This window comes from Nocardioides sp. Root682 (assembly GCF_001427795.1).
GTDB lineage: Bacteria > Actinomycetota > Actinomycetes > Propionibacteriales > Nocardioidaceae > Nocardioides.
The window spans coordinates 571,956-583,706 of the sequence record NZ_LMHJ01000002.1 but is presented as its reverse complement, the minus strand read 5'-3'; the positions used below and the strand labels follow the sequence as shown (position 1 = coordinate 583,706).

General features: G+C 68.7%; 8 protein-coding genes. 4 read left to right on the top strand and 4 right to left on the bottom strand.

The genetic code is table 11. From position 1 onward, the window contains the following. Positions 1–73: 73 nt before the first annotated feature. From ASD84_RS15055 to ASD84_RS15045, 3 genes are read right to left on the bottom strand one after another with little or no spacing between them, the layout of a single operon-like run. The gene (locus ASD84_RS15055; RefSeq protein ID WP_056711964.1) at positions 74–1,507 is read right to left on the bottom strand and encodes an LVIVD repeat-containing protein; all 1,434 of its coding nucleotides are present in this window, start codon (positions 1,505–1,507) and stop codon (positions 74–76) included. Between the two features lie 14 nt (positions 1,508–1,521). After that, the gene (locus ASD84_RS15050; protein WP_056711962.1) at positions 1,522–2,628 is read right to left on the bottom strand and encodes an NAD(P)H-dependent flavin oxidoreductase; all 1,107 of its coding nucleotides are present in this window, start codon (positions 2,626–2,628) and stop codon (positions 1,522–1,524) included. Next, positions 2,628–4,259, bottom strand: a complete 1,632-nt coding sequence (locus ASD84_RS15045) for an acyl-CoA synthetase (protein WP_056711959.1) — start codon at positions 4,257–4,259, stop codon at positions 2,628–2,630. Before ASD84_RS15045 ends, ASD84_RS15050 begins: the two co-directional genes overlap by 1 nt. A gap of 46 nt (positions 4,260–4,305) precedes the next feature. On the opposite strand from ASD84_RS15045, the gene ASD84_RS15040 reads away from it, so the two are divergent. The 4 genes from ASD84_RS15040 to ASD84_RS15025 all read left to right on the top strand — a co-directional run bounded on the left by ASD84_RS15040 (position 4,306) and on the right by ASD84_RS15025 (position 10,145). Continuing rightward, on the top strand, positions 4,306–5,121 hold the full coding sequence (locus ASD84_RS15040) for a crotonase/enoyl-CoA hydratase family protein (RefSeq protein WP_056711957.1): 816 nt from the start codon (positions 4,306–4,308) through the stop codon (positions 5,119–5,121). A 156-nt stretch (positions 5,122–5,277) separates the two neighbouring features. After that, positions 5,278–9,042 carry a hypothetical protein gene (locus tag ASD84_RS15035; RefSeq protein WP_156391962.1) on the top strand — a complete coding sequence of 1,255 codons (3,765 nt, stop codon included), beginning with the start codon at positions 5,278–5,280 and terminating at the stop codon, positions 9,040–9,042. Then, positions 9,030–9,464, top strand: coding sequence for a hypothetical protein (locus tag ASD84_RS15030; protein ID WP_056711951.1), 435 nt, complete (start codon positions 9,030–9,032; stop codon positions 9,462–9,464). The genes ASD84_RS15035 and ASD84_RS15030 overlap by 13 nt, the downstream gene beginning before the upstream one ends. Before the next feature lie 75 nt (positions 9,465–9,539). Continuing rightward, positions 9,540–10,145, top strand: coding sequence for a hypothetical protein (locus ASD84_RS15025; RefSeq protein ID WP_156391960.1), 606 nt, complete (start codon positions 9,540–9,542; stop codon positions 10,143–10,145). Positions 10,146–10,152: 7 nt separating this feature from the next. On the opposite strand, the gene fadD8 is transcribed toward ASD84_RS15025, so the two are convergent. Then, positions 10,153–11,751, bottom strand: a complete 1,599-nt coding sequence (gene fadD8, locus ASD84_RS15020) for a fatty-acid--CoA ligase FadD8 (RefSeq protein ID WP_082573550.1) — start codon at positions 11,749–11,751, stop codon at positions 10,153–10,155.

Below are 11,751 nucleotides of genomic sequence, written 5' to 3'. Positions count from 1 at the left end.
CATCGTCGGCCTGTTGCCGACGATGAGGAAGTACCTGGCGAGGGAACTGCCCTAACGGGCCACCTCGACGACCTCAGTCGAGCAGGTCCTCGACGCCATTGGTCAGTCGCACGACGTGGAAACCGCTGGTGCCGTCGGTGTACCAGATGCTGCCTCCGGCGGGATCCCACGCAGGTTGGGAGAGGGCACTCGCGCCACCCTTCGCCGGCTTGTTGAAGTACGCCACCTCGCGCGGGTTCTCCACGTCACTGATGTCGAAGATCCGCAGCCCGGATCCGACCATCGAGCAGGCCGCCAGGTTCGGCGCGTCCCGGCGGGGCACCGAGCAGTAGTGCGCCGAGTAGCCGCCGATCGGCAACGCGTTGCCGGGATCCTTGAGCAGCTCCGGCGTCCGGTTCACGGCCTGGTGCACCTCGAGCCGGATGTCCGAGACCAGCGAGGGGCTGTTCGGATCCGTGACATCGATGATCCGCGCGCCGCCGACCGGGCTGTTCTTGAAGTCGACCGTCCAGCCGTCGCCGAACCAGTCGGTGAACTCGTCGACCTCGAGCACGTAGTCGCGGCCGTCGCGGTGGAAGGGCTCCGCGACCTGGGGGATCGAGATTCCCGGCCAGTCGATCTCCGACAGGAGGCTGATCCGGGGTTTGGTGACCCGGGCCTGGACCTGCGACACGTCGTAGATATGGAGGCTCGGCTCGTCGAGGATCGAGTGGGACGACGGGGTGCCCATGTTCGCGACGTACATCGTGTTGCCGTCGTCGGAGAACCGGAGACCGTGTGCGACGACGCCCGTCTCGACGTGCAGCACGCGCGGCCGGCGCGGATCCGTGAGGTCGACGGCGGTCATGGTGAACCCCGCGGCGCCGGCAGTCCAGAAGGTCTGTCCGTCCGGGGCGAATCCGCTCTCGTGCCCGAGCACGCCCGAGAGGGTGGTCGAGAGGAGCTTCGGCTTGCGGCAGTCGCTGCGGACGTCGTACACGTCGAGGATCCCGGGCGCGGTGGCGAGCGTGCCCATCACGCCCACGAGCAGACCTCGCTCCTCGTTGACCAGCAACGACTCGTGCGGGCTCAGCATGGCCGGGGTGATCAGGTTGGCGGTCTTGCGCGGCAGCGCCGGATTCGTCATGTCGAGCACCACGACGCCGAGGCCGGTGCCGTTGAGCAGGTTGCCGACCACGTCCATCCCGAGGATCCGGGTGGAGTCGTAGAAGGCACAGGTGTGGCCCTGGGCGTCGGTGTAGCGAAGGGCCTTGAAGCCACCCGTCGTGCCGTGCCTGCCCGCCGCCTCGGTGTTGCAGGTGTAGCCGGCCAGGACCCGTCCGGAGTCGTAGTCCGCCTGGGGGACCCGGCCCTGCAGGTCGGTGGTCTCGGGTCGCGATCCCGGGCCGCAGTCGGCTTCGGGCACGGCCTGCGGCACGACGTCGTCACCGGCTGCGGCGAGGCTTCCGCCGATCACCACACCGGCGACGGCGACAGCGACCGCGATCCTGCGATGGAGAGCTCCCATGTCTGTTGCCCTCCTCAGATTCCGGCGATGCCGTCCAGCTTCTTGACGGTCGACTCGAACTCCGCGACCAGGTCGGCGACGACCTCGGCCACGGGCCGGACCTCGTTCATCCGGCCGACGATCTGGCCGATCGGCATCGAGATCACGTCGGGGTCGCCGGAGGCGTTGATCCGGTTGTGCGCGTCGGCGACCAACAGGTTCTGCAGCGGCATCGGGAGCGGTGCCGGAGCACCTTCCTCGTTCCACGACTCGGTCCACTTCGTCTTGAGCAGACGAGCCGGCTTGCCGGTGTAGATCCGGGTCCGCACGGTGTCGGACGAGGTGGCGCGCAGGAACGCGGTCTCCCAGCCCTTGTTGCCCGACAGGCTGCGGTACTCCTCGGTGCCGAGCCAGATCGAGCCGGTCCACACACCCTGGGCGCCGAGCGCGAGCGACGCCGCGATCTGGCGACCAGAGCCGATGCCACCGGCGCCGAGCACCGGGACGTCAGGACCGACTGCGTCGACGATGTCGGGCGTCAGCACCATGCTGGCGATCTCGCCGGTGTGCCCACCGGCTTCGTAGCCCTGGGCGATGATGATGTCGACACCGTTGGTGACGTGGCTGAGCGCGTGCTTGGGGGCACCGGCCAGGGCCGCGACCTTGAGACCTGCGGCGTGGCACTGCTCGATCACGTCGACGGGCGGCGAACCGAGTGCGTTGGCGATCAGCACCGGCCGGTGCTGCAGCGCGACGTCGACGTGCGAGCGTGCCATCGAGTGCAACCAGCCGAGGACGCCCTCGCGCCCCTCGCCCTCGGGCAGCGGCGGGACGCCCAGCTTGAGCAGCGTCTCGTCGACGAACTTCTTGTGCTCGTCCGGGATGTACGACGACAGGTCGGCCGACGTGCCCTCGGTGGGGATCTTCATCGGCATCACCACGTCGACGCCGTACGGCTTGCCGTCGGTGTTCTCGTCCATCCAGGTGAGGACCCGCTCGAGCTCCTCGGTGTCGTTGAACCGCACGCAGCCCAGGACACCGAGACCGCCGGCGCGGGAGACCGCGGCCGCCACGTGCTCGGAGGGGGTGAAGGCGAAGATCGGGTACTCGATGCCGAAGGCGTCGCAAAGGGCAGTCTTCATCAGGCGTTCGCTCCTGCAGTCGTGTGGCTCTCGAGGGCCAGTTCCTTGGCACGGGGGTACTGCGCCTTGCCGGTGGCGTTGCGCGGGACCTCCGGGACGATCGTGAGCACGCGCGGCAGCTTGTAGCCGGACAGGTGGGTCCGGAGGAAGGTGCGCAGCTCCTCGAGCTCGACCGTCGCTCCGGCACGGGGCTCGACGACCGCAGCCACGGTCTGCCCGTACTTCTCGTCGGGCAGGCCGACCACGAGGACGTCGTACACACCGGGGTGTGCCTTGATGGCCTGCTCGACCTCTTCGGGGTAGACCTTCTCGCCGCCGGTGTTGATGCAGTTGGAGCCGCGGCCCAGGAGCGTGATCCGGTTGCCCTCCTCGATCCGCGCGTTGTCGCCGGGGATGGAGTAGCGCACGCCGTCGATCTCGATGAAGGTCCGCGCCGACTTCTCGGGGTCCTTGTAGTAGCCGACGGGCACGTTGCCGGAGCGTGCGGTGCGGCCGACCTTGCCGACGTCCTTGACCGGGTCGAGGATCTGGTTGTCGTCGCCGAGGATCACCGTCGTGGCAGGGATCGACACGACCGGACCGTCGGTGGACAACGCGCTGGCGTCCTGCAGGCCGGTGCCCTGGAAGCCGGTCTCCGACGAACCGATGGAGTCGGTGAAGACGGCATTCGGGAAGTGCTTCATCCACCGTTCCTTCACCGACTTGGAGAAGATCGCGGCGCTGGAGGCGATGGCGAAGAGGGTCTGGCCGGAGTAGCCGCCTGCTTCGTAGGCGTCGATCAGGGGGACGGCCATGGCGTCGCCGGTCATGAACATCATCTGCACGCCGTGCTTGTCGACCAGCTCCCACGTGCGCACCGGGTCGAACTTCGGCTCGAGGATCGTGACCTGGCCGGCGAACAGGTGCATCAGCAGCGACGCCTGGGCGCCGCCGTGCATGAGCGGGCTCAGGGGCAGCGTGACGAGTCCGGCCTCCAGTGCCTTCTTCGACTGGTCGTACTCCTCCAGCGGTTCGGCGGTCATGAAGTCGATGCCGCCGCCGAGCACGCGCCAGAAGTCCTCGTGGCGCCACATGACGCCCTTGGGGAACCCGGTGGTGCCGCCGGTGTAGATGATGTGGATGTCGTCGGGGCTGCGCTCCCCGAAGTCGCGGACGTCGGACTGACCGGCGACGGCGTCCTCGAGCAGGACGCCGCCGTACGACGACACGTCGCTCGCGTCGTCGGGCTCGAGCGGGTTCGGGACGACCACGATGGTCTGGAGCCTGTCGAACTTCGGCGCCACCTCGGCGACCAGCGGTGCGTACACCCGGTCGTGGACCAGGCCCACGAGGTCGGCGTTGTCGAAGAGGTACTCGAGCTCGCCGGCGACGTACCGGAAATTCACGTTGATCGCGACGGCACGCACCTTGAGGATCGCGATCAGGGCGATCACGTGCTCGATGCTGTTCTTGGCGTAGAGACCGACATGGTCGCCCGTGCCGATGCCCTGGGCCTGCAGGTAGTGCGCGAGCCTGTTGGACTCGGCTTCCAGCTCGGCGAAGGAAATGACGCGATCGCCCACCTGTACGGCGGGCTTCTGGGGGACGACGTCGACGGCGTGTTCGAAGAGATCGGCAATGTTCAAGGCCACGATCCGAGACTAGAACACGTTTCACTTTTTCGCTAGCGTGGTTCACATGTCCCGCACTGATGACGCTGCCGACGACCGTGGACCCGACTGCCTGGTCGAGCAGGACGGCCACAAACTGATCGTCACGATGAACCGCCCCGAGCGGCGCAACGCGCTCTCCGGTCCGATGCTCCGGATCATGGAAGCGGCCTGGGACCGGGTGAACTCCGACCCCGAGATCCGGGTCTGCATCCTCACCGGAGCCGGTGGCTACTTCTGCGCAGGGATGGACCTCCAGGCCGCCGACGAGAAGCCGCCGTCGGAGGCGTTCGAGTCCGGCGCGTACGACCCGACCGTGATCAAGGGCCTGCTCAAGGGCTTCCGGCTCACCAAGCCGCTGATCGCGGCGGTCGAGGGTCCGGCGATCGCCGGAGGCACCGAGATCCTGCAGGGCACCGACATCCGGGTCGCCGGCGAATCGGCGAAGTTCGGCATCGCCGAGGCGCGCTGGAGCCTCTACCCGATGGGTGGCTCCGCGGTCCGACTCCCCCGCCAGATCCCCTACACCGTCGCCGCCGAGCTCCTGCTGACCGGCCGCACGCTGCTCGCGCCCGAGGCGAAGGAGCTCGGACTGATCGGCCACGTCGTCCCGGACGGACAGGCACTGGCCAAGGCGCACGAGCTCGCCGACCTGGTCGCTGCGAACGGGCCGATCGCCGTCCAGGCCATCCTCAAGACGATGCGTGACTCGGAGGGCAAGCACGAGGACGACTGCTGGGCCGACGACGCGAAGGTCGGCGCCCCGGTGTTCTCCTCCGACGACGCCAAGGAGGGCCCGCGGGCGTTCCTGGCGAAGCGGAAGCCCGAGTTCAAGGGGCGTTGACGGCTCCCGGAGGACGTCCGGGCAGTCCCGATGACCTTCCGGGCAGAGAAAGGTAAAGACTTCCGGACTTCGCTGGCGCCGGTCCCCCGACGGGAAGATAGTGAGCACCGCACTCCTGCTTGTGCTCCCATCCCCCCCAATCGGCAGGTGACTTCCGTGCGTACTCGGACCCTTTTTGCTGCTCTCTCGGTGACCGCGATGGTGTCGGTCCTGGTCGGCCCCACCATCGCGATGGCCGACCCGTCGACACCGGGTGCGTCCTCGACGGTCCGGTGCGCCAGCCCGCCGGCGACCGAGGGAGCCACGCAGGACAACCGCGACGCGTTCGTCGACCTCTGGTCCGAGCGGTTCGCCGACAACACCTGGCGCAAGGCGTACGTCGCCCTCAAGCAGGTCCCGAGCGACATCCTGGCCGAGGGCTTCCACGGGCTCCCCGAGCCGACCCAGCTGTGGCTGAGCGCCTGCCTCCTCGAGGACCTGCTCGCCACCACGCACACGAGTCCCACTGCCCAGGAGCGCGAGACCTACCTGGCCGGCGTCGCCCTGGTGATCTTCGGGAAGGAGAGCACCGAGGAGATGCGCGAGGAGCTCAACGAGCCCGCGCCGCCTCCGCCTGCGGACACACCGCCGGTCGAGCAGGACCTCACCGGCGAGCACCTCGACGCGATGAGCGAAGAGCTCGCCGAGGCACCGAGCCTGACATCGGCGAAGCAGCCACGCACCTCCGTCGCCGCGCCGACCGCGAGGACCTCCACCAACATCACCGCGGGGGCGCCCCCGACCTTCCGCGAACAGCTGACGGCGCTCCCCGCCGTACCGCTCGTGCTCTCTGCCCTGGATTCCCTTCTCCAGGAGGTCAGCAAGGTCCAGGGCAAGCTCTTCACCCTTCCGGTACTCAACCTGCTGGCGCCGCTCTTCTACAGGATCTGTGCCGAGTCGGCGACGATGGAGCTCTCCTGCAGCGTGTCGGTCCCGGTCGGCATCCCGGTGCCGGCCGACGTCACCGGTGACCACCTGCCCGACGTCCTGGCCCAGCTCGTTCCGACGACCAACCTCATCGATGTCGGCGCCCGCTTCGCGGTGTCGCGGATCGGCACCACGGGCAACCTGCCCGCCCACGTCTTCGCGGTGTACGACACCCCGGTGGTGAAGAAGCGGGTCACCGTCGGCATCGACGGTCGCGCCTCGACGTTGGGCTGGAACAACGCCGTCAAGCTGACCCTCAAGAACGTCGTCGGCGCCCTCACCGGCGACGTGCAGGTCGCCGCGAGCGTCGCCACCAACCAACCGGGCGCGACCCAGGCGGTCACGTTCGGGGTCAAGAGCCTGACGGGCGGCAGCAACGGCGTACCGGTGACCGAACAGGACCCGCTGACCGGATCGGTCCAGCTCAGCCCGTTCCCGGCGACGTTCGACGTCGGCGCCCGGTTGACGCACACCAACACCCACAGCAAGGACACGATCACCGTGTCCACGCCGCTCCCGACCAAGGTGGACGCCGCCATCGACCAGGCGGTCACGTCCGGCACCACGGACAGCAACCGCCGCTTCACGGCGACGGTCGACAAGCTGCCGACCACGGTGCAGGTCGACCTGACCCGCGTGGGAACGCACCAGAGCATCGAGTACGTCGCCAACGACGAGATCGGCTTCGTGCAGGCGACCGACACCACCACGCCCGACGTCACGCAGCCGTCGAAGGTCGACCACGCGGTCTACCAGGTGCACGGCGTCCCGAAGCGGATGAAGGTCGACCTCGACGGGAACCTGATCGGCTACGACGCCAGCGACACCATCGACAAGGTCTATGCCGGCGTCGAGCGAATGAACGGCGACGCCGTCACGGCCGAGGTGCGCGACATTCCCGCGCAGGCAACCGTGCTCTTCGACGGGAAGAACTCCCTGCTCGACTGGGACGCCTCCGCGGCGACCACCAGTGTCAGTGCCGCGGCCCACCTGACGGCGGACACCCTTGGCACCGACCGGGACTTCGACGCAGGCCTGACGATCGAGTCGATCCCTGCGAAGTGGAACGCCGGCTGGGCGGACGGCGACGTCCTCTTCGAGGCGCCCGCTGCCGGCATCGGTTCGATCAGCGCGAACGTCACCAACCACGGCGACTACCAGACCCTCCCCGGTGACCACCTCAGCGCCTACTACGACGAGGCGTCGGGCGATCTCGACGCGAGCCTGCGGATCAGCAACCTGCGGCGTGCCGCCTTCGCCAAGGTGCCGGATGCCGGCAACGGCGGCGGGTTCGAGGCCGGCCTGGACATGGGCGACCACGGCGAGTTCGGGTTCGCAGGCGAGGTGCACACGGCGGCCGGCGACCTCGAGGCCTCCGGGAGCCTGAGCAACCTGCCCTCCACCGTGACGCTGCGCAGCGAGGGCGGCCGGATCACCTACAGCGGTGACTCGAACCCCGACGCCACCATCTCGGTGGCGGCGGGCAAGGCCCCTGCGCTGGCGGCGACACCTGTTCCTCCGCAGGTGCACGGCATCGCCGTACGCGACGGCGCGAGCGGGTCCGACAGGGCCATCCGGGCGAAGGTCTACCTGACCGGGCTGCCCACGGGCCTCGACCTCGACGCGACCAACGGCATCTACACCGTGACCGGCTACCACCCCACGATCGACACCCTCGTGGTCGACGCGGTGCTCAAGAAGCTCGCGCCGAAGCCGATCAGCCTGCAGCTGCAGCAGGGCGTGCCGACGGCTGTGCCCGTCGACTTCACCTTCGGGCCGATCACGACCGCGACCCTGCCCGACGGCAGCCACACGATCGGCCTGGACTACGTGGCCAGCCAGCCACTCGGAGCACTCAACGCCAACGCGACGTACGACGACACCGACGAGGCACAGCTGACGATCAGCGCCATCCCGAAGAGCATCAGCGTCGACGCGTCGTTCGGGACCGACACCAAGACGGTCGGCGTGACCATGAGCCAGGGCATCGATGACATCACCGCCGCGTACAAGCACGTCGGCGACATCGACTTCGCCGCGTCGGTGCACCTGCACGACGTACCGAAGACGGTGGACATCACGATCGGGAAGGACTCGTCGTCAGGCGGCGGCACCGACGTCGACGCGCCCGTGTTCACCATGACCACCGAGTCCGCCGGCCTCGACATCGACGCGTTCGCCTCCGCGGCGATCTCGGACCCGGTGGACGCAACGGCAGCCGTCGCGCTGACGGTGACGAACCTCGGCAAGGTCGTCACTGCGGACCTCATCGGCTCCCGGCTGCACCTCACCTCGAGCCCGGCCACCGAGGCCTTCGCCCTCGAGGCCGCGGGACGGGTGCAGAAGACGATCTCGCTCGCCTGGGACGGGGGGATCTTCCAGAACACCGGCAGCCTGAGCGCCGACCTGAAGATCCACCGGGTCACGCTCGGTCTGACCGACTTCTCCGACGTGAACCTGCGGCTGGGCTTCACCACCGGCCTCGACGGCACCTTCGGGACGTTCACGTTCGGTCAGGACAGCGACCTGACGATCGACCTGGAGGAGAAGTTCTCGGTCTTCATCGACTGGCCGGACCCGCTGGGCTCCGACACGATCCCGATCGTCAACATCCCGCACGCGACCATCCCGTTCGGCAACGTCGCGCCTCGCTGGCACATCAACGAGAACGTGTACGAACGTGCCTTCCACCTTCCGATCATCCACTTCGGGATCGCGGACTGCGGCGTCTCGTTCGACGTACGGCCGGCGCCCGGCTACACGACCTCGGGCAACACCTTCACCCTCGGCCAGCCGACGAACGACGGGGCGCACACGCCGGCCTGGCTGATCACGCCCGACATCAACCTGCTCGGGTTCTCGCTGCCCGACTTCGGGCTGGACATCATCGCCTACTTCCTCTCCCCGTACGGCAACGGCATCACCGCCTACCCGGAGTGCCAGTGGCTCGTCTGACCCACACGTTCGCCCTCCTGGCCGCGCTGGCGGTCACGGTGGGCGGGTGCAGCAGCGACCCCGAGGACCCGAAGCCCGATCCGTCGGCGCCGCAGAGCGACATCACGGTGTCGTGCGACCGGTTCGACGACACGGCTCAGCGGATCACCGACATCCAGACGACGCTGTACGACGGCAAGGACTCCTCCGGGGACGCCGCGGCCGTCAACGACCTGGTCGCCGAGCTGGACGCACTCAAGAAGGACGCGCCCGACGACGTGGACACGGCCCTCACCGACCTTGGTGAGGGCTTCCGCTCGGCCCGCGAGCTCCTGGCGGAGCCCAGCGAGGCCAACAGTGCCGCGCTGGCCGCCCTGGCACCCGAGCTGGCCGCGGACAGCCAGACGGTCACGACCTGGATCATCAGCCAGTGCGGCCAGTGACCCCTGGGCGTACCGGAACAAGCGCAAAGTGGAGTTCGAGGGACGACGCCCCCGAGGCTGGATAGAGTCCCACCTGTGAATCGCCGTTCTCGGGCTCTCGTGGCCGCACTCCTGCTCACCGTTGCTCCCTTCGCAGGCTGTGGGGACAACGACTCGCCGGCTCCGAAGTCCGAGCCGTCGCGGTCATCGCCGTCCGAGGCAGCTTCCTCCTCGTCCAGCCCGGCCTCGTTCGGGACGGCCGTGCCAAGTCCCACCAGCACGCCCGATGCGACCGCTCGCTCCCTCGGCCCCTGCTTGCTCACCCCGGCCTCGGTGAGCGACGCGATCGCAGGGAGCTGGACCATCATCGACCGCCAGGCCGGCGGCTGCTCCTTCGCCAGCGACCGTGGTGCCCGGTTGGGCGTCCAGCGCGTGGAGAAGCGCCCTGGTGAGGACCTCGACGATCTCTACCTCGGCCTTGCCTCGGCACGGGTCAGCTGCACAGCAGCACCGCGGGAGATCCCGAAGATCGGTGGGTTCGCCTGCGTCGAGGCCGAGGACACGGGAGACCTCGTCATCGGCAACGTGATCGGCGGCGACGACCTGTGGGTCGTGATCATCCCGGGCGCGCCCGGCGGCGGCGACCACGCTCCCGAGCTCGACGCCATGGTCGCCATCCTCGAGCAGCTGCCGCCACGCTGACCCGCCGTCAGCCGACCGAGCGATCACCCGTCCAGAAGCGCGCACGCAGCGCCTTCTTGTCCGGCTTGCCGAGAGCGGTGAGCGGCAGCGCGTCGACAGCGATGACGTCCTTGGGCGTCTGGACGGAGCCCTTGCGCTCCTTGACGGCGTCCTTGATCTCGGCGACGACGTCGTCGGTGAGCTCGTAGCCGTCCCTCAGGACCACGACGGCAGTGACGGCCTCGCCGAACTTCTCGTGCGGCGTGCCGATCACACCCACCTGCGCGATCGCGGGGTGTTCGGCGATGACGTCCTCGACCTCGCGGGGGAAGACGTTGAAACCGCCCGTCACGATCATGTCCTTGGTCCGGTCGACGATGTACCAGAGGCCGTTCTCGTCCTCGCGGGCGACGTCGCCGGTGTGCATCCAGCCGTCACGGAAGGTCGCCGCGGTCTCGTCAGGCAGCTGCCAGTAGCCGGCCGACAGCAGCGGCCCGGCCACGCAGATCTCACCCGGCTGGCCCTGGGGCACGGGGTTGCCGTCCTCGCCCAGCAGGGCCGTCCGGAGGTACGCCGACGGGCGGCCACAGGACGTGAGGCGCTCCTCGACCGGCTTGCCGTCGGCGTCCACGTGGTCGCCCTTGGGGAAGTAGGTGATCACCATCGGGGCCTCGGACTGCCCGTAGTACTGGGCGAAGATCGGTCCGAACCGCTCGATCGCCTCCTTGAGGCGGACCGGGTTGATCGCCGAGGCGCCGTAGTAGACGGTCTCCAGCGACGACAGGTCGCGCGTGTGTGAGTCCGGGTGGTCCATCAGCGCGTAGAGCATCGTCGGCACGAGCATCAGGGAATTGATCTTCTTCTCCTCGATGGTCGCCAGCACCTCGGCAGGGTCGAACCGCGACGAGACGAAGAGGGTGCCGCCCTTCAGCACCACGGGGACGAAGAACGCGGCGCCGGCGTGCGAGAGCGGCGTGCACATCAGGAAGCGCGGCTCGGCCGGCCACTCCCATTCGGCCATCTGGATCTGGGACATCGTCGAGAACGCGCGGGTCGTGCCGATCACGCCCTTGGGCTTGCCAGTGGTGCCACCGGTGTAGGTGATCGACGTGATGTGGTCGGGCTCGAGCACGGCCGCCTCGACGGGCTTCGGCGTGAACGAAGCGGCGACCTCGTTCAGGTCGGTGCCGACCTCGGCGAGCTCGGGCGGCACGGGTCCGATGGTGAGCACCTGCTTGAGCCCCGGGCACTTGCCGAGCAGCTCCACGGCGCGAGCTGCGAAGTAGGGGTCGATGACCAGCGTGGTGATGCCGGCGTCGTTGATGACGTACGCGTGGTCGTCGGCGGAGCCGAGCGGGTGCAGCGACGTGCGCTGGAAGCCCTGGGTCTGGCCGGCACCGAGGATGAAGAGCACCTCGGGCCGGTTCAGTGCCAGGAGCGCACCCGGCGTACCGCGGCCGGCACCGAGGGACTCGAAGGCCTGGATGTACTGCGAGATCCGGTCGGCGGTCTCGGCGCCCGTGAGCGTCACATCGCCGAGGTGGACGATGGGTCGGTGCGCGTGCCGCTTGAGGGCAGCCACCATCAGGTGGCCGTTGTGGGCGGGAGTACGAAGCGTGTCGGTCAC